The following is a 25855-nucleotide window of genomic DNA, read 5'->3' as shown; positions in this document are numbered from 1 at the left end:
CGATGCTGCAGCCGATCATTGATACACATATACATATCTGGGATTTACAAAAAGCTGCCTACCCATGGCTGGAGGGAGACGAATCTATACTCCGTAATAACTATGACCTCTCGCAACTGGAGGCTGAACGCAGTAAAACAAATGTGGTGGGTGGGGTATTGGTGCAGGCGGCCGGTAATAAAGAAGATACTGACCTGATGATGGCAGCTGCCCGTGAAAACGACTGGATAAAAGGCGTAGTGGCCTGGTTGCCGCTTACTGATCCGGAAGCTGTGAGTAAATTGTTAAAGGAGGAATACCTGCACAACCCCTACTTTAAAGGGGTACGTCATCAGGTACACGATGAAAAAAATACAGAATGGCTATTACAGCCGGCAGTTATCAAAAGTTTAGAAATATTAGCGGATAATGATATTCCGTATGATATAGTAGGCATATATCCTGCGCATATTGAAACAGTATTGCAGGTAACGAAAAAGGTGCCGGGTTTAAAAATGGTATTCGATCATTTAAACCAGCCACCCATTGCAACACAGGAAAAATTTGGCCGGTGGGGTGAGTTAATGAAACAAGCAGCACAGCAGCCAAACCTGTACGCCAAAATATCAGGACTGGGAACAACATCGGGCAAATTGCATCAATGGCAGGCCGATGATGTAGCGCCTTATATTGATTTTGTATTACAGGAATTTGGTACGGACCGTTGTTTTTGCGGAGGCGACTGGCCGGTGAGTTTACTGGCAGGCTCTTATGAACATGCCTGGCAGGTGTATGAAACCGTGATCAATAATTTATTGAACCAAGCAGATAGTGGCAGGGTATTGCATGATAATGCCGTACAATTTTATAAGTTATAGCTGTAAAAAATGCCGGTTTATTTTTGTTACCGCCGACAGTAACACGGATGAACAGTTATTGCGACGCTCCTTTCAGCTGTATATCGCTGTTGAGCAAAACAGGGCATAACAGGTAAATTGTTTTTTACAATAAAAAGCAAACAGGTTAAATGAATGGAAGTTATTAACGGTATATTATTACATGGTGTAGGTGCATCCAGCGCGGCTTTATGTTATACGCCACAAAAGCAGGTGCGTAACTGGAGCTGGCAAACCTACTGGCTGGCACAGGCTTTTGTATGCTGGCTGGCTTTGCCGGTTTTAATAGCCATGCTTACTATTCCGCAATTAACAACAGTATTGAAAGAAGCTCCCGCTTCGGCTATGATCAACTCCTTTTTATTAGGAATGGGGTATGGTATAGGCGGTACGGCTTTTGGTATTGCCATCCGTTATGTGGGTTTCTCACTCACTTATGCTATTTCCGTGGGTATCAGTTGTGTGTTAGGCACTTTAATACCGCCATTGGTAAAAGGCACATTAGCGGAAACGCTTTCCGGTTATGGTGCCAATTTTGTTATCATTGGTATTGTATTAGGCGCCATTGGTATTGCCCTCTGCGGCGTAGCCGGCCGAAAAAAAGAAAAGGACCTGGAAAAGGCCCATAATACCCAAACCGGTTTCTCTTTATCCAAAGGCTTGCCTATTTGTTTACTGGCCGGTGTGCTTTCTGCCTTTTATGGATTTGCTATTGAACAGGGGCAACCTATTGCTGATATAGCGGCTAACTATGGCGCCGGTAATTTACAGAGTAACGTGATCTATATATTTTCCAATACAGGTGCATTTGTTACTACGGCTTTATATTGTTTGTACTTACACCTGAAACAAAAAACATTTTCAGAATATCGTATAGCCGGCAAAGGCATACTCAGCAAAAACTATTTAATGGCTGCCATTACCGGCGTTTTATGGTATGGCCAGTTTTTCTTTTATGGTTTGGGGCATGTGCGTATGGGCAGTTATAAATTCTCCAGCTGGGCCATTCATATGATCATGCTGGTACTCATCAGTTCACTGGTAGGCATATTGTTAAAAGAATGGAAGCCTACCCAACAAAAAACAAAAACGTATCTGGCCATTGCACTGTTGGTATTGTTGACAGCTGTACTGGTTATTACTTACGGCAATTATTTAGGAGGAAACGAAGCGAATGGCTAATCATCAACATTTCCCGGTTTGTATTATTGGTGCGGGTGGTATTGTACACGATGCGCATTTGCCGGCCTATGCACTGGCGGGCTACCGGGTAAAAGGGATAGTGAACCGTAATAAAGAAAAGGCGGAGGCGCTGGCAGCAAAATTCGGGATTGAAAAAGTATATGATACACTGGAAGCCATGGTGGCTGAAAACGGCAACGATGTGATCTATGATTTTGCTTTACCGGCCTCTGAAACCGTGGAGGTATTACATAAACTTCCTGTTGGCGCTACCGTATTAATACAAAAACCATTAGGTGAAAATATTGAGGGGGCAAAAGCTATTCTTGACCTGGCCCATGCCAGACAAATGCAGGCCGGCGTAAACTTTCAGTTACGTTTTGCTCCTTATGTGGCGGAGGCCCGGAAGATGGTCGAAGCCGGTGAATTAGGTACCATTACCGATATGGAAGTATATGTAAATGTACACACGCCCTGGAATTTATGGGAGTTCCTGTTTACCAAACCCCGCATGGAAATTGTGTACCATAGCGTACATTATGTGGACTTAATACGTTCCTTCTTGGGAAACCCTGAACGGGTGTACGGCCGCTCTTTTAAACATCCATTATCACAGCCGCTTACGTCGGTACGCAGTAATATCATCATGGATTATGGCGATATGCTGCGGGCGGCTATTCATACCAATCATAACCACGACTATGCCTACCAGCAACAGGAGTCGTATATAAAAATAGAAGGCACCAATGGCGCTGTTAAAATTAACTATGGCGCCCTGATCAATTATCCGCATGGTGTGCCTGACAGTTTTCACTATATCATAAGGCAGGAGGGGAAACAACCCGAATGGCAGACAAAAGAAATTAAAGGTACCTGGTTTCCGCACGCTTTTATCGGCACTATGGAACAGATGATGCTGGCCAAAGCCGGTGTAATAACGAAACCCTGGAATAGCGTGGATGATGCTTTTGATACCATGCGTTGTGTGGAAGCGGCTTATATCAGTAATGAAAAAGGAGGCACCTGGTTAAGCGAGGTATAGTAGCGGGTGATACTTTCCCCTTGAATTTTTAACGGTTAATATGCCTGTTAGCAGGATAACAGGCAGTCAAATTTTTTTTGAAAAGTGATGAGAGTTTTTTGTTTTATACTGGCAACTTGTTTTTTTGTGTTTGGTGGTACGGTTGTAAAGGCAGCACCTAGTGAAAAAGTGTACGTGGTAGTGCCATCCAAAGCGGCACCCCGTGTACAATTTGGCGCAGCACAATTAGTAAAAAACTTAAAAAGCTGGGGGTATGATGCAGTAACGACTGCGGGTACTAAAAATATAAAGGGTAATGTAATTATACTGGGGGTTGACCCTTCAAAAGGACTAGGAAAAGAAGGCTTTGCGATAGAGGCTGCGGGTAAAAAAATAAACATAACCGGTGCCGATGAATCCGGTGTTTTATATGGTTGCCTGGAATTACTGGAACAATCAAAGGCGGCAAAAAAGTTACCGTCTGACTTGAAATTGCAGGACCAGCCCGAGATGGTATTGAGAGGGGCCTGTATTGGTGTACAAAAGCCTTACTACCTGCCGGGCAGGAATGTGTATGAATATCCTTACACCCCTGAAGTGTTCCCCTGGTTTTACGATAAACAACTATGGATACAATACCTGGACTCGCTGGTGGCCAACCGGATGAACTCTTTGTATTTATGGAATGGTCATCCTTTTGCTTCGCTGGTAAGACTGAAAGACTATCCTTATGCGGTAGAAGTGGATGATGCTACTTTTAAAAAGAACGAGGAGATGTACAGTTTCCTCACCACGGAAGCAGATAAACGGGGCATCTGGGTAATACAGATGTTCTATAATATTATTGTATCGAAACCTTTTGCCGAACATCACCATATTAAAACGCAGGAAAGGGAAAGACCGATTACACCTTTAATTGCTGATTATACCCGTAAATCCATTGCGGCTTTTGTAGAAAAATATCCCAATGTTGGATTGATGGTCTGCTTGGGTGAAGCAATGGAAGGTGTAGGGCCTGATGATATTGAGTGGTTCACCAAAACCATTATTCCCGGTGTACAGGACGGGTTAAAAGCGCTTGGTCAGACTGCCGAACCACCGATCGTATTAAGGGCACATGATACCGATGCCCCGGCCGTGATGCGTGCTTCTTTACCCCTGTATAAAAATTTATACACCGAAGCCAAATTCAATGGCGAAGCCCTGACCTACGCCCGGCCGAGAGGCGCCTGGGCCGAGTTGCACCAGACCTTAAGTAAGCTGGGGAGTGTACAAATAGAGAACATTCATATACTGGCCAACCTGGAACCTTTCCGGTATGGCTCGGCCGATTTTATACAACAATCGGTGATTGGTATGCATGAAGTAATGGGCGGTAATGGCCTGCACTTGTATCCGCAGGCATCTTACTGGGACTGGCCTTACAGTGCCGACAGTGTTAAAGGAAAACGTTTACTGCAAATTGAAAGAGACTGGATATGGTATGCCGCCTGGAGCCGTTATGCCTGGAAGGCAAAGCGTGACAGGAAGGAGGAAATAAACTATTGGGGGGGCTTACTGGCTTCAAAGTTTGGAACGAATGCGCAACAGGGAAAAGAGATACTGACGGCTTATGAGGAATCGGGTGAGATTGCCCCCAAGCTATTACGCCGCTTTGGTATAACCGATGGTAACCGCCAGACTTTAACCCTGGGTATGCTCATGACCCAACTCATCAATCCTTACCGTTATGGCCTGTTTACCTTACTATACGATGGGGAAAGCCCGGAAGGAGAAATGCTGATACAATATGCCGAAAAGGAATGGAAGGGCGAAAAACATATTGGCGAAACACCGGTACAAATTATACAGGAAGTAAAACAACATGGCGATAAAGCCGTAGCTGCCATAGAAGCAGCGGCGAAAGGGGTAAAGGCCGATCAGGCTGAATTTGAAAGATTGAAAAATGATATGTACAGTTATCGTGCCCTGGCCTATCATTTTGCTTACAAGGCTGAAGCTGCCCTGCACACGCTGCGTTACAAATATTCCAACGATATCAGTGACCTGCAGAAAGCCTTACCCTTATTACAAAAAAGTGTGGACTGGTATAAAAAGCTATCTGATCTTACCAAAGGCACTTATTTATATGCCAACAGTATGCAGACCCAGCAACGGAAAATACCCATGCGTGGGGTAGATGCTACTTATAAAAACTGGTACGAGATGGTGGCCCCTTTTGAAAAAGAAGTACAACATTTCTCCAGGAAGATAGACTCCTTGCAACGAAATGCCAATGCACCCGTGGTAACCGTAAAACCACTTACCAACGCACCGGTGAAATTAACAGGTGTTATTACACCGGCTTATACATTGGATAGTGCGGCCGCTATTTTTGCGGACACCACTTTAAAAGTGATGGCTGTTGCCAAAGAATTGAAAGGATTAAAAGGCCTGCAATTATCCTATAAGCAGCTATTAAAAAATCCTACACAGGTGCAGTTTACTAACAACAAACCGGTAAAGGTATTGGTAGGTTATTTTAAGCCCACCCGTGCGGCTTTTACACAGGATAGCGTTTACCTGAAGGCGCCGGAACTGGAAACCAATGCACTGGCCAATGATTATGGCCAGGCGGATACAAAAATTGCCAATGCACTGGTGATAAAGGGCATGCCACCGGTAAATGTGCATACTTATACCTTCCCTGCCGGCAACAATATCCTGAAATTGGCAAAAGGGGTATGCGTAATACTGGGCTTTGTATATGATGATGAAATAATACCCCTGTATGATGCAGGTTTAACCGAAAGTGGTGCCAGCAAGGAGATAGATTGGTTGTTTGAATAATTATAAATCATGGAAGTGATGAATTGTAAGCGTAGTTATATTTTATGGATCGCTTTTTTAGTCAGCAGTACGGTAGTACAGGCACAACGCTTTTTTGATGTAACCAAATACGGAGCAAAAAACGACAGCAGCGTCAAAGTCACTGCTGCCATTAAAAAAGCCATTGATGCGGCTGTGAAAACCGGCGGCGGTACCGTATACTTTCCTGCAGGCAAATATTTAACCGGCCCGATACACTTAAAAAGCAATATCACCATTCATATTGAAGCCGGTGCCGAGATACATTTCAGTGATAATTTTGACGATTACCTGCCCATGGTAGAAAGCCGTTATGAAGGCGTTGATGTGACGAGTTTTTCTCCCCTGTTCTATGCCAACCGTGCTGAAAACATCACCATCACCGGCCGGGGATTAATTAATGGACATGGGAAAAAATGGTGGGATTTTGTAGAAGGCTATAAAGCCGATCAGCCAAGAAGTAAATGGCAATTGATATTTGATGACCTTAACAAGGATATTTTATTGCCCGATGATCCCAAACAAATGAAACGCGGTTTTTTACGCCCGGCATTCATCCAGTTTATGCATTGTAAAAATGTACTGATCGAGGGTATCACGATAAAAGACTCGCCTTTCTGGACGGTAAATCCGCAGTTTTGTGATAATGTAACGGTACATGCCGTTACTATTACTAATCCGCAAAGAAATGCGCCGAATACGGATGGGATTAATCCTGAATCCTGCAGTAATGTGCGTATCAGCGATAGTCATATAAGTGTAGGGGATGATTGTATCACCATTAAATCGGGTAAGGATCTTCCGGGTCGCACCAAAAACAGGCCGGCGGAAAACTATACCATTACCAATTGCACTATGCTGGCGGGACATGGTGGTGTGGTGATAGGCAGTGAGATGAGTGGCGGCGTGAAAAAGATCGTGATCAGTAACTGCATATTTGATGGCACCGACAGGGGTATCCGTTTAAAAACAACCCGTGGCCGTGGCGGTGTGGTGGAAGATATACGTATTGATAATATTGTCATGAAAAATATCCGCGACCAGGCTATTGTAATGGATATGGAATATGCCAAAGTACCTGTGGAGCCGGTAAGTGAGCGTACACCTGCTTTCCGTAATATCCGTATCAGTAATGTAACGGCCTATACCAATGAAGCTATGTTTATCAATGGTCTTGCTGAAATGCCGGTACAGGAGATCAGCCTGAACGATGTGGTGTTTGAAGCCAAACGCGGCATTACCATTCGCAATGCAAAAGATATTACATTGCATGGTGTACGTATAAACACGGAAACTGGCCCCGCAGTAACAGTGAGTAATTCCGAACGGATTGACCTGGATAATATCAGCGCCGCCAAATTGCCGGCAACGTCGCCCATGATCCGGTTAACAGATGTAAAGGCGGCCCTGTTAAGGAATAACTGGTTATTTAAAAATGTAAAGACATTTGCAGAAATAAAAGGGGCCACCACAGAAAAGGTGAAGTTGTTAAATAATGAAACCGGCGATGCCGCAGTGGTGTACGGCGAAGAAGTGAAGAAATAGTTCATGGTTCATGGTTAATGGTTCATGGTGATTGTTGTAGAGACTCCATGCATGGAGTCTCTACAACAATGTTGGGGTCTCTGCAACAATGCTGGAGTCTCTACAACAATGCGGCAAAAATGTACAACCCATAACAATATCATTTAGGCCCAACACAACAACCGCCCCATCAGGGACAAAACATTGATAAAAAATGACAACAAAACAAACCTATTTATTAGCCATTCTATTAACCGGGTGTGTGCAATTACTGCAGGCACAGGATCTGAAATTGTGGTACAATAAGCCCGCTGAAAAGTGGACCGATGCCCTGCCCCTGGGTAATGGCCGGATAGGAACCATGGTATTTGGTGGCGTAAACGAGGACCGTATTCAATTGAATGAAGAAACCCTATGGACAGACGGACCGAGGGATTATAATAAACCGGGTTCCTGGCATTACCTGGATACCATCAGGCAATTACTTTTTGCCGGTAAACAGCGGGAGGCAGAAGCGATAGCCGGTGAACACTTCATGGGATTAAAATCGGAGGAAGGAAAAAAGGAAGCATGGCTTCAGAAAATTAAATCCGGGAAAGGATTAACAGGCAACCCTGCGGCTGAAAAATATAATGACAGTAAATGGGGCTGGTTACAGGTGCCTGCTTACGATGGATGGGAATCTGTAGGGCAGGAAGGATTAGACGGTGCTATCTGGTTACGAACCTATTTTACCTTACCGCCCGACTGGCAGGGGAAGGACCTGGTGCTGGACCTGAACCGCATTCGTGATGAAGATGAAACCTATGTGAATGGTGTATTGGTGGGTTCGCAGAAAAATACCGAAGCCAGGCGCTATGTGATACCGGCTAAGGTATTACATGCCGGTAAAAACAGTATTGCCATACAGGTGCTGAACTTTTTTGACAAAGGTGGTGTGGCCGGTTATAAGGATACTACTAAACATATTGGTGTATACCCGAAAGGAAATGAACAGGCGAAACTATCTTTAAACGGCAAATGGAAATTTTTTATACAGGACGATGAACCACCGGCTGCGGGCACCTACCAGGCCAGTTACCAGCCTTTTTCCGATATCTGGTTGCGGTTCAATACTACTAATATTACCAACTACCGTCGCGAACTGGATATCAGTACGGCTATTGCCACTACTAGTTATACAGATGGTGAGGTACAATACAAAAGAGAATACCTGGTAAGCCAGCCGCAGCAGGTATTTGTAGTACAGTTAACGGCCAGTAAAACAGGCCATATTAACTTTGAAGTGGCTTTAACCAGTGTACACAAAAAATATACACTCAAACAAATTGATCCGTTTACACAGGAATTAAACCTGCAGGTAAAACATGGCAGCTTAAAAGGTGTAAGCCATATCCGGGTACGGACTAAAAACGGTAGTATACGGTTTACATCAACGGGCATAACGGTAAATAAGGCTGATGAAGCTACGGTGTATATAACAGCGGCTACTAACTATAAAAATTACAAGGATGTATCGGCCAATGCTGTTGCTATCAGCAAAAAACAATTGCAGTCAGCAGTTGCGTTGAGTTATGCGCAGATAAAGCAGGCGCATATTAAAGAATACCAGCAATACTTTAATACCTTCTCCATTAGTTTTGGTAAGGGTGATGAGCACCTGCCCACGGATGAACGGTTACAAAAATTTGCTACGGCCAATGATCCTGCTTTTGCGGCACTCTATGCGCAGTATGGAAGGTATTTACTCATTGCCGCATCAAGACCAGGTACAAGACCGGCTAATTTGCAGGGTATCTGGAACGACCTGCAAACACCGCCATGGGGTAGCAAATACACCACTAATATTAACCTGGAGATGAATTACTGGCCGGCTGAGTTATTAAACCTTTCTCCATTGCATGAGCCACTGTTCAGTATGATCAAAGAACTATCGGTTACCGGTGCCGCAACCGCCAAAGCTTATTACAATGCGCCGGGTTGGGTATTACATCATAATACGGACCTGTGGCGGGGTACGGCGGCTATCAACCATCCCAATCATGGTATATGGGTTACCGGCGGTGCCTGGTTATGTCAGCATTTATGGGAGCGTTACCTGTTTACAAAAGATAAAAACTTTTTACAAACGCAGGCCTATCCTTTAATGAAACAGGCGGCCTTATTCTTTAACGCCTTTTTAATTACCGACCCGGTTACGGGTTACCTCATCAGTACACCTTCCAACTCACCGGAACAGGGTGGACTGGTTGCCGGTCCTACCATGGATCACCAGATCATCCGCGGTTTATTTGACAATGTGATACAAGCTGCCGCTATTTTAAACACGGATGAAGCTTTACGTACTGAGCTTGCCGAAAAATATAAACGTATTGCACCCAACACCATTGGTAAATACGGCCAGTTACAGGAATGGATGAAAGATGTGGATGATACCACCAACAAACACCGCCATGTATCCCATTTATGGGGCGTATATCCCGGTAACGAAATTAACTGGGATCATACACCGGACATGATGAAAGCTGCCCATCAATCTTTATTATACCGGGGTGATGAAGCAACGGGCTGGAGTCTTGGATGGAAAATAAACTTATGGGCAAGGTTTAAAGACGGCGATCATACTTACCGCCTGATAAAAATGTTATTAAGCCCGGCAAAAGGCGGAGCCGGTAGTTATGTGAACCTCTTTGATGCACACCCACCTTTCCAGATAGATGGCAACTTTGGCGGCGCTGCAGGTATTGCTGAAATGTTGCTGCAAAGCCATGCGGGTTACCTGGATATATTGCCGGCCCTGCCTGCTGCTATTCCGCAGGGAAGCGTAAAAGGCCTTTGTGCCCGTGGTGGATTTGAAGTATCCATGCAATGGAATAATGGTCAGCTGCAACAATTGCAGGTATTGTCAAAATCCGGTGAACCACTGGTACTGAAATACGGCAATAAGGAAACAAAACTCAATACCCTAAAAAACAAGACCTATACTTTTAATGCAGCATTGCAAGTACAATAATTTTTATGATACCGGCTTTAGGGACATAAGGCAGCAGTGGTTGCGACGCTCCGTTCATCGTCCGGTTTTTCATGGCATCCTTTTTACCATGCTGTGTGGCATGCTTTCATTAACGGTATCGGCACAACGTAAACAAATTAACCTGTATGATAACTGGCTCACGACGGCAAACGATCATGCAGGCATAAACACCACAGATGCTCCGGTGCCTGCGGCTGATGCGCATTGGAAAAAAGTTTCCATACCTCATAACTGGGACGATTACCATGGTTATCGCCGTTTATTACATGGTAACAAACACGGTACTGCCTGGTATAAAAAAAATATTACACTCAATGCATCCAGGCAGGGTAAACGTTTCTTCCTGGTTTTTGAAGGGGCAGGTTCTTATGCTACGGTTTATTTAAATGGTACTTATATAGGTGAGCATGCCGGCGGCCGTACCAGTTTTACGCTGGATATAACGGATCATTTTAAAACTGATGGTACGGATAACCTGTTAACCGTGCGGGCCGACCACCCGGCACATATACAGGACCTGCCCTGGGTATGCGGCGGCTGCAGTGAGGAGCGTGGCTTTTCAGAAGGCTCGCAACCCATGGGTATCTTCCGGCCGGTACAATTGCTGGTTACGGATGATGTACGCATTGAGCCTTTCGGTATTCATGCCTGGGCCAATGTAGGCGAACAGCAATCGACATTAAACATCAATACCACGGTAAAAAATTACGGCCCGACCAAACGTACGGTAACAATTACGCACCGTTTACTCAATGCACAACAACAAACCGTTAAAACGGTTAGTTATACACAGGTACTGCAAGCCGGTGATTCTTTAACCCAACTGCAAAAAAATATTATCATCAACAAGCCCGTGCGCTGGTCAGTTACCAATCCTTACCTGTATACCATTGTAACAACTGTGAAGGAAAATAACCGCCTGCTGGATGAAACAAAAACGAGTTTTGGTTTCCGTACAGTAAAATGGCATACGCCCACTAACCAGTTTCTATTAAACGGGCAGGCTGTATTTATGAATGGCATTGCGGAATATGAACATATTATCGGGCAGAGTCATGCTTTTAGTAAGGAGCAGGTGAGGGCAAGAATGAACTGGATCAAATCAACCGGCTTTAATGCTTTTCGCGATGGTCACCAGCCGCATCATTTATTATACGGGCAGTTATGTAACGAATTAGGCATTTTATGGTGGACACAATTATCGGCACATATCTGGTTTGATAATCCTGCATTCCGCAGCAACTTTAAAAAACTATTAAGGGAGTGGGTGATAGAAAGAAGAAATGATCCTTCCGTAGTACTATGGGGTTTACAAAACGAAAGCACTTTGCCTGAAGACTTTGCCAAAGAATGTACAGAGCTAATAAGAACGCTTGACCCGACAGCATCAACAGAAAGATTAGTGACTACCTGCAATGGCGGTAAAGGAACAGATTGGGATGTGCCGCAAAACTGGACAGGCACTTATGGCGGTAACCCTGCTGCTTATGACCAGGATGTAAAAAGACAGGTGTTGATAGGAGAGTATGGTGCCTGGCGTACGCTGGACCTGCATACAGAGGGTGGCTTTGTACAAAACGGCCCGGTGAGTGAAGACAGGATGACGGAGCTGATGGAACAGAAAGTCCGCCTGGCAGAAAAAGCCAAGGACAGTGCGGCCGGTCATTTCTTCTGGTTGCTTACTTCACATGATAATCCCGGCAGGGTACAGGGCGGCGAAGGCTTGCGTGAACTGGACAGAGTTGGTCCTGTAAATTATAAAGGCTTATTAACGCCCTGGGAAGAGCCCACGGATGTATTGTATATGTACCGCAGTAACTACACTACTGCACCCATGGTATATATAGCTTCACATACCTGGCCTAACCGCTGGACAACACCCGGTATTAAAAATGATATCCGTGTTTACTCCAATTGCGAAGAAGTGGAACTGTTTAATGATATAGAAGCCGCTTCCTTAGGTAAAAGAAAACGTGATGGCATCGGCACACATTTTACCTGGGATAAAGTAAATATTCAGTTTAACGTGTTATATGCCGTAGGATATGTAAAGGGTAAAGCGGTGGCCAGGGATACCATTGTGCTGGATCATTTACCCCAGGCCCCGGGTTTTGACAAACTATACCGTACCGCAAAACCTTTATTGGAACCTGCCAAAGGCTTTACCTATGTATACCGTATTAACTGTGGCGGACCGGGGTATACCGATACTTACCAGAACAAATGGTCAGCGGACAGGTCAGTGCCCAATGGTAATACTAAAAACCAGGGTTCCTTATCCTGGACCAATCATTTTTCCGGCATGCCTGCATTCTTTGCCAGCCAGCGCCGGACCAATGATCCCATTAAAAACACCAGGGACTGGCCGTTATTTCAAAGCTTTCGGTATGGACGTGAGCAGTTAAGTTTCCAGTTTCCCCTGCCGGACGGTGAATACAGGGTTGAACTATATTTCAATGAACCCTGGCTGGGTATTGGCGGTGGTATGGATGCCGGGGCTATGCGTTTATTTGATGTGGCGGTGAATGATAAAGTTGTTTTAAAAGATCTTGATATCTGGAAAGAAGCCGGTACCAATGCGGCCTTAAAAAAAGTGGTGACAGTGCAGGTAAAAGGTGGTATGCTGCGTTTATCATTCCCTGATATAAAAGCAGGGCAGGCATTGATAGCAGGTATCGCTATTGCCACTACCAACAAAAATGTACAACTTGCACCTGCCTTACAGTTAATTACTTTGCAAAGTAAAACCGGTGCCGCTCAAACCTGGTTAGATGCCGGTGATAAAACATTCAGTGATGGGAATGTGCAATTCCGTTCATTGCCTTCTAAATTATATGGTGCCGACTGGATACAGCAACCCCGGCAACAAAATGCTGATATTAGTTTTACCATACACAAACCAGCCGATGTTTTTATTGGTATAGATTCGGCCTTAAAACCCTCGGCAGAATGGCTTGCACAAATGGAAGCCACACAAACTTTTATAGAAACCGATGAAGGTGGCAGTAAACTGTATGCCGTGTACCGTAAACGTTATAAGGCAGGTGAACCGGTGGTTGTAAAAGCAGCAAACTATCCCCAACTGATCATGATAGTACCGGTTGATAGCATGCAGGCCGCTTTTGACCTGAAAAAAACAACGGTATATAATATTGATAAAGCGATATTACCTCTGGGTGTACAAGTTGCCATAGCCAATGAAAAAGAATGTGGTGTGGTGAATACCAATAACCGGGTAATGGTGGAATGGCCGGTGCATACCGGTGTGGCCGATCAGTATGCTATTACATTTAAATACTATTACCCGCTGCAAAATGAAATAAAAGGCCGGTTACAATTAATTAATTCGGCAGATGATATAATGTTAGATGAAGAACTGTCCATTGGCTTTACCCGGCCCGGTAAATGGAATACCCTTGGTTTTAATACACCGGGTATGATCAATGCCGGTCATTACCGGGTACGTTTTATTACCGAAGGCGGACAACAATTGGCGATACGTAGTATTGAAATACAATAGGAAGCTGAGATGATGAAGAAAATGTTTTTTATTTTATGGGCTGCTATACCGGTTGCTGTAAAGGCACAAAACTTTACCGTACACAACCTGCGTTGCCAGTTACAGGAGCGTCCCCTGGGGGTGGATATACCTCGACCCGCTTTAAGCTGGGAACTGCGATCCTTGCAGCAAAATGTGTTGCAAACAGCTTATCGTATTGTAGTCAGTACCGACTCTCTTGCATTAATCAATAACGAAAACATAAGCTGGGATTCTAAAAAGATCACCGCAAATACTTCTATACAGGTAGCCTACAATGGCCCTGCTTTAGCACCCGCTACCCGTTACTACTGGAAAGTAATGAGCTGGGATAATAAAGGTAACCAGTCACCGTGGAGTCCTGTCAGCTCCTGGCAGATGGGCCTGTTCACCCAGCATGACTGGAAAAAAGCACAATGGATCACCAATGCCATTTTACCTGATGCCAGGAAGATATATCCGGCTGCTCATGGCAACGGTGATAAAAGCTGGGGCAAACGACCGAATACCTTGCCTTTATTGCGTAAACAATTTAGCGTTAATAAGCCCGTTAAACAGGCTACTGCCTTTATTTGCGGACTGGGTCAGTTTGAAATGATGCTGAATGGTAAAAAAGTAGGTGATCATTTTTTAGATCCCGGTTGGACCAGGTATAATAAACAGGCACTGTATGTTAGTTTTGATATCAGTAACTATTTACAACCCGGAGAAAATGCGGTGGGTGTGATGCTGGGTAATGGGTTTTACTATATCCCCGGCGAACGTTACCGTAAAATGACCGGCGCCTATGATTATCCTAAAATGATCAGCCGTATTGCCATTGAATACACTGATGGTTCCAAAGAAGATATTATTTCTGATGATACCTGGAAGACGGCGGCTTCGCCTGTTATTTTTTCCAGCATTTACGGCGGCGAAGATTATGATGCCAACCTGGAGCAGGCTGGTTGGGACCAACCGGGATTTAATGATACACAATGGAAACAGGTACTGGTTACCACCGGGCATGACCTGCAATCGCAGGTAAGTACACCGGTAAAAATTATGCAGGCTTTTAACCCGGTACAACAAACAAAGATCAGTGATACGCTATGGGTATATGATATGGGACAAAACATGTCCGGCATACCCGCTATTAGCGTAAAGGGTAATAAAGGCGATACCATCCGTTTACGACCTGCAGAACTATTAACAGAGAAAGGCCTGGCGAACCAGAAACATACCGGCAGCCCGGTGTTTTATCAATACATTCTTAAAGGGGAGGGTGAGGAAAGCTGGCAGCCCCGTTTTCATTACTATGGTTACCGGTATGTACAGGTAGAGCTGGTTAAAAATACGGCATCGACCGGTTTGCCGGTGGTAACCGCGGTAAAAGGGCTGCACTCCCGTAACAGTGCCGATAAGGTGGGAACCTTTCATAGTTCCAGTGACTTATTTAATAAAACCTATGACCTCATCTTATGGGCCATCAACAGTAATATGCAGAGTGTATTTACCGATTGCCCGCACCGCGAAAAGCTGGGCTGGCAGGAGGAAGTGCATCTTATGGGTAACTCCATGCAATACAACTACAATATTGCTCCTTTATCACAAAAAATATTCCGCGATATACAGGTTGCACAATCACCCAAAGGGTTGGTGCCGGGCACGGTTCCCGAATTTACTGAAATGCATTTTGCCGATGGCTATTTCCGCGATTCACCGGAATGGGGCAGTAATGCCATTATCTTTCCCTGGTATAGTTATTTATGGTACGGCGATAAAAAAGTGCTGGAAGATAACTATGTTACCATGCGCCGCTATGTAAGGTACCTGCAATCAAAAGACAGTAGTGGTTTACTGATGTGGGGTTTAAGTGACTGGTATGATCTGGGGCCGCAACGCCCGGGCTTTTCACAGCTCACACCAATGGGGTTAACGGCAACGGCCTATTATTATTACGACCTCAGCATTATGGAGAAAGTGGCCAACCTGTTAGGTGAAAAATATGATGCCGCAGAATTTAAAAGTGAGGCGGCACGCATTAAAAAGGCATTCAACAAAGCCTATTTTCACCCGGCAAAAATGCAATATGGCAGCGGTAGTCAAACCTCCAATGCCATGCCTTTATACATGGGCCTGGTAGAGGATAAAAACCGGCAGGCCGTATTAAAAAACTTAATTGCCGGCATTAAAAAGAATGATAACAAGGTAACGGCCGGAGATATTGGCTATCGCTATTTATTAAAAGTACTCAGTGATGCAGGCCGCAACGATGTTATTTTTGATATGAACAGTCGCAGTGATGTACCCGGTTATGGTTACCAGTTAGCCCAGGGCGCTACTGCATTGACCGAATCATGGCAGGCATTACCAACGGTAAGTAACAACCACCTGATGCTGGGGCATTTGATGGAATGGTTTTATGAAAGCCTGGCCGGTATTAAACAGACGCCCAACAGTGTGGGGTATAAAAATATTATTATTCAACCGCAGGTGGTAGGCACGGTAACAGCTGCGCAGGCCGGTTATCATTCTGCCTATGGCGTTATTCAATCTTCCTGGAAAAAAGAAGGTAAACAGTTTGAGTTAACAGTAACCATACCGGTCAATACAACGGCGCAAATTATATTGCCGTCCAATAATAAAATAAACAAACCCATACATATTGGTTCCGGTGAACACAAATTTACTGTAACCCTGAAATAATTTTTTGTATACGGGCTTTATAGCCCTGATGGGGCTGCTGTTGCGACGCTCCATTCAACTGTAGTAATGCTATTGAACAATGAAAAAACTTTTTATCTATACCGTTTATCTTTTTATTTCAACAGGGTTGATGGCACAATCAGGTACCAGGCTTACGCTGAACTTTAATGATAACTGGAAATTCAGTTTACAAAACGACAGTACTGCCATACAACCTTCATACAATGATGCGGCATGGCGTAACCTTAACCTGCCGCATGACTGGAGTATTGAAGGCACATTCAGCAAAGACCATCCCGCCACCACCCAGGGCGGAGCCTTGCCAACGGGCATTGGCTGGTACCGTAAAACATTTGTATTACCCAAACAGGCAAGCGGCAAACAGGTACGCATTGAATTTGACGGGGTATACCGTAACAGCGAAGTATGGGTCAATGGGCAATACCTGGGCCTGCGTCCCTATGGGTATAGTGCTTTTAGTTATGACCTGACGCCTTATATAAAACCGGCTCCGCATAACAATGTTATCACCGTAAAAGTGGATAACAGTATGCAGCCCAACTCACGCTGGTACTCCGGCTCGGGTATTTACCGTAATGTAAAACTGGTGGCTACCAATACGGTTGCTATTAAAAAATGGGGCCAGTTTATTACTACGCCACAGGTAAACAAACAGTATGCTGTTGTAAACTTTGCTACCGGTATAACCAACCTTACCGGGAAAGATGTTGTGGTAACGGTTAATACAAAAGTATTTGACGGAGCAGGTAAACCGGTTAACACAGAGCCCATCAGTAAAATAAAAAATATAACAACAGGAAAAGAAGGTGCTACACACGAGTATGCAGTATATATTAAACAGCCTGCTTTATGGTCGGTTGATAAACCCAATTTGTACAAGGCCGTAACTACACTTACCGTGAACGGGAAAGTAGTGGATGAGTTGTCACAGACTTTTGGTATCCGGCATTTTCATTTTGATAAGGACAAAGGTTTTTTCCTGAACGGGGACTGGCTTAAAATAAAAGGTGTTTGTAATCACCACGACCTGGGCGCCCTGGGTGCAGCGGTGAATGTGAGGGCCATGGAAAGACAACTGGAGATATTAAAAGCCATGGGTTGTAATGCCATCCGTACAGCGCATAACCCGCCTGCACAGGAATTACTGGAGCTTTGTGACAGAATGGGATTCCTGGTAATGGATGAAGCTTTTGATATGTGGGCCAAAAAGAAAAACAAATTTGACTACTTCGCCGATTTTAAACAATGGCATAGGGAAGACCTGCTGGATATGGTATTACGCGACCGTAATCATCCTTCTGTATTTATGTGGAGCATTGGTAACGAGATCAGGGAGCAGTTTGATTCCACAGGCATTACCCTGACCAAAGAAATGGTGGCCCTGATAAAATCGGTAGATACCACCCGCCCGGTAACAGCGGGACTAAGCGAATGGAACCCGGAGAAGAACTTTATGTATAAAGCCGGGGCACTGGACGTAATAGGGTTGAACTACCACCATGAAGTGTATGAAGACTTTCAGCAACATTTCCCCGATCAGGTATTTATTGGTTCGGAGAATATGAGTGCTTTTGCCACCCGCGGGCATTATGATATGCCATCGGACAGTACTTATTTCTGGCCGGCCGCTTCGCCGCAAAAGATAGTGGAAAAAGGCAACCCGGATTATACGGTTTCTGCCTATGACCAGGTTTCTGCCTATTGGGGAAGCACACACGAAACCACCTGGAAACTGATCAAAAAACATAATTTTCTATCGGGGCTATTTGTCTGGAGCGGCTTTGATTTTATAGGCGAGCCGATACCCTATCCCTGGCCGGCGAGGAGTTCGTATTACGGTATTATTGACCTGGCAGGCTTTCCCAAGGATGTATATTATATGTACCAAAGTGAGTGGACCAATAAACCCATGTTACATATATTTCCGCACTGGAACTGGAAGCCAGGGCAACTGGTAGATATATGGGCTTATTATAACCAGGCGGATGAAGTGGAACTTTGGCTGAACGGGAGATCGCTGGGGGTGAAGAAAAAAGAAGGGGATGCTTTACATGTGCAGTGGCGGGTACCTTTTGAAGCCGGAACCATAAAAGCGGTGAGCCGTAAAAATGGTAAAACCATTGTAGAGAAAGTAATACATACTGCCGGCGCAGCGGCGCGGATTGAACTGGTAGCTGACAGGACGGCTATTCATGCTGATGGTAAAGATCTTTCTTTTGTTACCGCCCGTATAGTGGACAAGGATGGGAACCTTGTTCCCGATGCCGGCAATACCCTGACCTGGAAGGTAGATGGTGCGGCGTTTCTTGCTGCAACGGACAATGGTTACCAGGCAGATACGGTATCTTTTAAAAGCGCTGTCCGGAAATGCTGGAAGGGGCTGGCACTGGGTATTGTACAGAATAATGCAAAAAAGGGAAATATTACCGTTTTGGTCAGCAGTCCCGGCCTGCCACCGGCCAGTATAACCCTGCGTACCAAACCGTAAAATGAAAGGAGCTTGTTGCAGGAGGTCTGCGGGTAAAACCCGGAGACCTTTTTTATTTTTAACCATATCACCATCAATGCAGGATCATAATAAAATATTGCAAAAGAAGAAGATGGGAGCGTAAAAACTGCCTGTTCCATTGGGGAAGCGTATTCCCGGTACATAAAAGCACCCTAGCTGCAGCCTGTACTGCAGCTGAAGTGTGCGACGCAAGGAACGATGCCCGTTGTACTGCAGCCGGGAACAAAAAAATATAATGGCGAATACCGCGAATAATATAATGCAGGGCAAAGTCATGATATCCGCAAACGTTCCCGGCATTGGGAAATATTATCAAATAGTAAAATATTCCATCTTTATAACCAAACTTTGCATTTTCCCCGCCAAAAGGTACTTCTACCTTTAGCATAAATGTATAGGGGAGTTTTTAACCACTTATATGTTGATCTAACGATAAAGTTTTCTTAGCTAAATGAAACGTTTTATGCTTGTCCATACTGCAAAGCCTGTTATACGTCATTCGTATTTACCCGGGCTGGCCGCAACGCTTATCATGCTGTTAATAACTGCCTTTAGTGCTATGGCACAAAATACTCCGGAGCAGGAGGCCGCTTACAAAAAAACAATTACCGAAAGAGCCACTAAAATTGTCAATACACTGGGTATTGATGATACGGGTAGGTTTAACGAAGTAGTGACCGTAGTGGCCAACCAGTATTTTGCATTGAATACCATACAGGACGAAACGCAGAAAGCTATTGCAACGGTTAAAAGTACTTATACCGAAAAAACGAAACAGGAAGAGCCGTTAAAACAGGTTGAGGATAAAAAAACGGTGAAAGTGAAGCAGCTACATGCTGCTTTTCTTGCTCAATTAAATAATAAACTTACTCCTGAACAGGTAGAGAAGGTAAAGGATGGCATGACCTATAGTGTACTGCCTAAAACCTATGCCGCTTACCAGGAAATGTTACTGCAATTAACACCGGAACAAAAAAAGCAAATTTATGCCTGGCTGGTGGAAGCCCGCGAACTGGCGATGGATGCGGAGACCTCGGATAAAAAACACGCCGTATTCGGAAAATACAAAGGGAGGATCAATAACTACCTGTCAGCAGCCGGTTATGATATGAAGAAAGAAGGGGAGGAGTGGCAGAAAAGGATCAAAGCCCGCGAACAAAACAACAACACTAAATAATAATGTCTTTTAACTATAAGATTGCTCTTTAATTACCAAAACAAAACAATGCTATATGAATCAATTAAGATTGCTTAAAGTTGCTTCTTTGCTGCTGTTTTTATTTGTAAGCTTTACTGCCGTTGCACAAAACGGAAGAATGATTACAGGTAAAGTAGTGGACGAAGCTACAGCACTCCCGCTGGAAGGGGTAAGTGTAAAGGTGAAGAACTTTACCGCCGGCACGCTTACCAATGATAAGGGTGAGTTTACACTTGAAGTGCCTTCCTCCGAATCGGTTATTACTTTTTCTTATGTAGGTTTCCGTATTTATGAAATAAAAGCCGGTACGGCCAGTACCCTGGATGTGAAGCTGGTATCAACCGCCGATAAAATGGATGATGTGATTGTGATCGGGTATGGTACGCAGCGTGCTAAAGATGTTACCGGTTCAATGGCGACGGCGGATCTGAAAAAAATACAGGACCTGCCGGTGGCGAGTCTTGCCGAAGCATTAAGAGGACAAATACCCGGTCTTAATGTAAGTGGCGGAAGTACACGTCCCGGTTCATTGGCCACTTTAAGTATCAGGCAACAGTTTAACTGGGGTAAAGACGGTGGCGGTACTATTCCGCTGGTGGTAATTGATGATGTGATACAGGTGGATCCGCAAACCGGTTTACCTTCCCTGGACAGGTTTAACATGCTGGATATATCGGAAGTAGAGAGCATTACCGTTTTACGTGACGCGAGTGCAGCTATTTATGGCTCACGTGCATCCCAGGGTGCTATTGTGGTAAAGACAAAAAGAGGTAAAGTGGGTGCGCCCCGTTTAAGTTACAGTGGTAAATTTCAAACCAATGATGCGGTGAGCCATGGTAAAGTGATGAATGCACGCCAGTACGGTGAGTTTGCCAATCGTTTTGGTACGGCTATGGGCTGGAACCCGCAAACACAATTGTATTCGCAGGCAGAGCTGGCGAGAATGGACTCTTTAAATTACGACTGGCTGGCCAATGACTGGAGGGCCGCAGGAGCTATGCAACACTCTTTAGATGTAAGCGGCGGATCGGACAGGGCTACATACTTTACCGGTGTTTCCTATTACACCCAGGGCGCCAATTTAGGGTCGCAGGATTTTACAAGATGGACTTACAGGGCTGGTACAGATGTAAAAGTAATGAGCGGTATGCGCTTAGGGGCAACGATTGCAGCCGGTAGTACCAATATTGAAAAATCCTTTACTAAAGTGAATATCAGTGACGGATCGTATGCTATTGGCGGTGAGCAGAATGACTATAATATTTTATTACACATGCCCAAGTATATTCCCTGGATATACAATATTAATGGCGTAGACCGTTATGTTTCGCCTTCGCTGGGACCTAATAAACTGGGTAACGTGTCAGGTAATAACTCACTGAGCAACTATAACTACTATGCTTTATTGAATAACGGCTCAAAAACAACTAATAAAACATTCTACTATAATGCTGTTTTTTCTTTGAACTATGAAGTACCTTATATTAAAGGCCTTTCATTAAAAGTAAACTATGGCCTTACTTCAACAGCTACCAATACCGAGCAAATTATGCTGGCGCAGCTTTTATCAAGAGCTAATAATATGAATACGGCTAATAACCACTTATATTCTGCCACTACGGTATGGGATAACCCTGTATTAAACAGGTCTAACTCCCGCGTTACCTATGATAATACAACTTCTACCAACCAGCAGATGAACTTTTTTGTTAACTATGAACGCAGGTTTGGTGATCACAGTATTTCGGCAATGGCTAGCGTAGAAAGGGCTGAAAACCAGTGGGAGGACAGGTACCAGATATATGACAACCCTATTCCCGGAGCTTATAATGGTACATCGGTATCGGCCGGTACATTAAATACTTCCAATTCAATTACCTACAGAACAGAGAGTGGTAGTTTATCCTATTTAGGCCGCCTGAACTACAGTTATAAAAACAAGTACCTTTTACAGTTTGTTTACCGCCAGGATGCTTCTACCAGGTTTGCACCTGAAAACTACTGGGGTTCATTCCCTGGAGTTTCTGCCGGATGGGTAGTATCGGAGGAAAGCTGGTTTAAAGACAATGTTTCCTGGATGGACTACTTAAAAATCCGCGGATCTCTGGCACGTACCGGTAATGATAATGTAAAAGCATGGAAATGGATGCAGTTATATAAAGCCGAAACGGATAAAGGAATGGGATTTGGCTCTAACGGCGGTAATTATACAACAGGTATCACACCTGAAGCTTCTCCGAACAGGGATGTTAAATGGGACCGTACAACCCAACGCAACCTGGGCCTGGACATGGCTTTCTTGAAAAACAGGTTATCTATAGCTATTGATGGTTATTATAATACCACCAGCGATATGTTAACCGATATGACCGGTGCGATCAATGTACCTATATCAGTAGGTGGTGCTTTTGCTGAGCAAAACTACAGTGGCGTTAAAGCATGGGGTACTGAAATTGCTGCTACATGGAGAGAGACCCATAAAGACTTCAACTATTCTATTGGTATGAACTTCGGTCTTGGCGATAATAAGATCACTAAATATTTTGACCAGCCCTTCGATTATCCTAACAAAACTACTACCAGGAGAGAAGTTGGCCAGTCCACTATTGCACCGGTATGGGGTTTTAAAACCTGGAAAGGTACTTCCGGTGGTGATGGCATGTTACGTACCGATGCGGATATTGATAACTACTGGGCTTATTTGACAGACCTGGCTAATAAATCGGGTGTGACCGGTGCAGTACCTAATTTTATGGGTATCACCAATAAATCACTGATGAAAAAAGGTATGCTGGTATACGAGGATGTGGCCGGTGCGCTGGATGCTAATAACAGGACTATTGCCGGACCAAACGGCACTATTTCAAAAGACCAGGATTATGTAAAACTCAGAAAATCGAGCCGTTCTTATGGTATTACAACTAACTTAAGTGTAGGCTGGAAAGATATTTCACTGACTGCCCAGATAGCTACTTCATGGGGCGGTGCTAATTTCCTGGATTATATTAAACAGGGAACAAGCAGTACACATAGCTTATGGTCGCATCCGATTTACCTGACCGATATGTATGATTCGGCCAGTAACCCCAATGGCAAATATCCTAACCTGGCCTATTTTGATCAGTTTGGCGGTACCAATTCAGATTTCTTTATGCTCTCTAACTTCCGTATGGTAATTAGAACACTGAGTATTGGTTATACATTACCTAAAGCATGGGTAAACAAGGCTAAAATTCAAAGTGCCAGGGTATTTATTGCAGGAAACAATCTATGGGATCTTTATAACCCTTATCCTAATAAGTATCGCAATATGTACGATGCACCAAATGTGGGTTACCCCACCTTACGTACATGGGCGCTCGGGGTGAATGTAGGATTCTAAGATTTTTAATTTCAAACTTTTGATTACTTGTATTATGAAAAATAAAATATTATACCTGGCCTCTTCCCTGTTACTGCTGACAATGGTAAGTTGCAGTAAACGTTTCCTGGAGGATATGAAGAGCTACGATAAATACGACGAAAGCATTTTTACGAACGAAGCCCAGACCGGATGGTATATAGACAGGCTGTACAACTACTATTTTGTGAGTTACAGGAATCCGCTGCAATCTGTAGTAGGTTTATATAATGACAACAGGTCAAGAATGACAGAAGAATTAGGCGGTACAGTTATTAACTATACAAACCCGAACATTCTTTTACAACTGGCAACAGATGCGGATACTTATTATGGTAACTCCGTAGGTACAGGGGTAACCAATAACCCTTATACCCGTATCAGGTTCGCCAATTTTTTACTGGAAAAAATTGAAACGGTAGGCCAGGTATTACCGGAAGAGTTTCGTAAAACGTCCCGCGGACAAATGTACTTCTTAAGGGCTTTGCAATATTATGACCTGGTGCGTACTTATGGTGGTGTGCCAATTGTTACTACTGTACAAAACGCCAGCTCTACCGATGAGTCGATCAGGGTGCCCCGTGCCAAATCATCAGAAGTATTTACGCAAATTGTTAAAGACCTTGACTCGGCGGCAAACTTATTGCCTATGATATGGAGTGCGCCTACCACCAACTATGGCCGTCTTACTGCTGCCGGCGCCTTAGCTATGAAAAGCCGTGTATTATTAACTGCGGCAAGTCCTTTATTTAACAGCGACTGGGATAATCCAGGCAGTGAAAAATGGCAAAAAGCGTTGCAGGCAGGTTTACAGGCCGAAACGGCTTTAACCACTGCAGGATATGGTTTATTTGGTGCTAATGCAAAAGACTGGGCTGAAATGACTTTCAGGAATGACAATTCCTTTAATAAAGAAGCCCTGATCGTTACTTTATTATCAACCAATCAAACCAGTTCAGCGGGGTACAATAACTCATGGGAACAATCGGTGCGTCCCCGCGATCATAATGGCGGAGGCGGCGTTTCTGCAACAAAGGAAATGCTGGACCTTTTCCCGTTGGCAGATGGTACCCGCCCCAACGCTTCGAATTATAAAGACACATTCTTTTTTGAGAACCGTGACCCCCGTTTTTATCGCACGTTTGCTTTTTCCGGTGCCAAATGGGGTATAAGAACAAATGCCAATAAATCGTCCTGGTTTTACAGGTGGAGACCTAATGCAACAGGTACCCCGGTTTATTTTAATAATAACCAAACCAATAGTCCGGCAGTTGTTCGTAAAATGTCAAACCCCAATGCAGATACCACGCTGTTAACCTTCTCCGGAACTGATATTTTTGAGTACAGGTATGCGGAGTTATTATTGAATATTGCGGAGTGTTATGCAGCAACTGGCGATATCGGCAATGCGGTTACTTATATTGGAAAAGTACGTCAGCGTGTAGGCATACCATCAGCCAATAATTATGGTGTAGGTACACCTGCCGACAGGTATGCGGCTATTGAGGCCTGCTTATACGAGCGCCGCGTAGAACTGGCTTATGAAGGAAAACGTTTCTGGGATCTGCAGCGCTGGATGTTATATGGTAATGATAATGAGTCAGGTTATAATACCTGTCAGAAACTGGGCATTGCTCCATTAAACGGAACAAAACGCAATGGCTATTACTGGCAATCTAAAAGTTTTGTAAGTGCTGATCCTTTAACCGCTGCAGACAGGAATATTTTAATTGATCCGGATGCAGCCAATTTCGCTACAGAAATAGCGAAATTGAAGGCGGTGTACCAGGCAAAATTAGTAATGACCCCGCTAGACCAGGAGTGGGACCGTGTGAACAATTTACCGGTAACCATCCTTTTCCGTCCTCATTACTATCTGTCCGGTTTACATGCAACCCTGCTGTCAAATAACTCCTGGTTACAGCAAACAAAAGGTTGGCTTGATTATTCAGGAGGTCAGGGTACTTATGATTACAGGCAATAATCATAACTTTTATAAGAGATCAGATAGCAGTTGT

The 25855-nt window shown here is 44.3% G+C and carries 12 protein-coding genes; all 12 read left to right on the top strand.

What is annotated here, in order from left to right; translation table 11 throughout:
• Positions 1 to 2 precede the first annotated feature (2 nt).
• Positions 3 to 857: an amidohydrolase family protein gene (locus ACFS6H_RS01300; RefSeq protein ID WP_386094250.1), complete on the top strand. Its 855-nt coding sequence runs from the start codon at positions 3 to 5 to the stop codon at positions 855 to 857.
• Positions 858 to 1010: 153 nt separating this feature from the next.
• Complete coding sequence (locus ACFS6H_RS01295) at positions 1011 to 2057, top strand: L-rhamnose/proton symporter RhaT (protein WP_386094247.1); 1047 nt, start codon at positions 1011 to 1013, stop codon at positions 2055 to 2057.
• Positions 2050 to 3099, top strand: a complete 1050-nt coding sequence (locus ACFS6H_RS01290; protein ID WP_386094244.1) for a Gfo/Idh/MocA family protein — start codon at positions 2050 to 2052, stop codon at positions 3097 to 3099. Before ACFS6H_RS01295 ends, ACFS6H_RS01290 begins: the two co-directional genes overlap by 8 nt.
• A gap of 87 nt (positions 3100 to 3186) precedes the next feature.
• Positions 3187 to 5907, top strand: a complete 2721-nt coding sequence (locus ACFS6H_RS01285; RefSeq protein ID WP_386094241.1) for an alpha-d-galacturonidase — start codon at positions 3187 to 3189, stop codon at positions 5905 to 5907.
• Positions 5908 to 5916: 9 nt separating this feature from the next.
• Positions 5917 to 7470 carry a glycoside hydrolase family 28 protein gene (locus ACFS6H_RS01280; protein WP_386094238.1) on the top strand — a complete coding sequence of 518 codons (1554 nt, stop codon included), beginning with the start codon at positions 5917 to 5919 and terminating at the stop codon, positions 7468 to 7470.
• 193 nt (positions 7471 to 7663) lie between these two features.
• Positions 7664 to 10462, top strand: a complete 2799-nt coding sequence (locus ACFS6H_RS01275) for a glycoside hydrolase family 95 protein (protein ID WP_386094235.1) — start codon at positions 7664 to 7666, stop codon at positions 10460 to 10462.
• Positions 10463 to 10562: 100 nt separating this feature from the next.
• Complete coding sequence (locus tag ACFS6H_RS01270; protein ID WP_386094232.1) at positions 10563 to 14003, top strand: malectin domain-containing carbohydrate-binding protein; 3441 nt, start codon at positions 10563 to 10565, stop codon at positions 14001 to 14003.
• 9 nt (positions 14004 to 14012) lie between these two features.
• A complete protein-coding gene (locus tag ACFS6H_RS01265; RefSeq protein WP_386094229.1) occupies positions 14013 to 16709 on the top strand; it encodes a family 78 glycoside hydrolase catalytic domain in 2697 nt (898 codons plus the stop codon).
• A 79-nt stretch (positions 16710 to 16788) separates the two neighbouring features.
• Positions 16789 to 19218 carry a beta-galactosidase GalB gene (gene galB, locus ACFS6H_RS01260; RefSeq protein ID WP_386094226.1) on the top strand — a complete coding sequence of 810 codons (2430 nt, stop codon included), beginning with the start codon at positions 16789 to 16791 and terminating at the stop codon, positions 19216 to 19218.
• A 580-nt stretch (positions 19219 to 19798) separates the two neighbouring features.
• A complete protein-coding gene (locus ACFS6H_RS01255) occupies positions 19799 to 20416 on the top strand; it encodes a DUF3826 domain-containing protein (RefSeq protein ID WP_386094223.1) in 618 nt (205 codons plus the stop codon).
• Positions 20417 to 20471: 55 nt separating this feature from the next.
• On the top strand, positions 20472 to 23819 hold the full coding sequence (locus tag ACFS6H_RS01250) for a SusC/RagA family TonB-linked outer membrane protein (RefSeq protein WP_386094221.1): 3348 nt from the start codon (positions 20472 to 20474) through the stop codon (positions 23817 to 23819).
• A gap of 34 nt (positions 23820 to 23853) precedes the next feature.
• A complete protein-coding gene (locus ACFS6H_RS01245; RefSeq protein ID WP_386094218.1) occupies positions 23854 to 25821 on the top strand; it encodes a RagB/SusD family nutrient uptake outer membrane protein in 1968 nt (655 codons plus the stop codon).
• Positions 25822 to 25855: the final 34 nt, after the last annotated feature.

Source organism: Terrimonas rubra (assembly GCF_042686025.1).
In the GTDB taxonomy this organism is placed as follows: domain Bacteria; phylum Bacteroidota; class Bacteroidia; order Chitinophagales; family Chitinophagaceae; genus Terrimonas; species Terrimonas rubra.
Note: the sequence above shows the minus strand (reverse complement) of the source record. Positions and strands in the feature narration are given on the sequence as shown.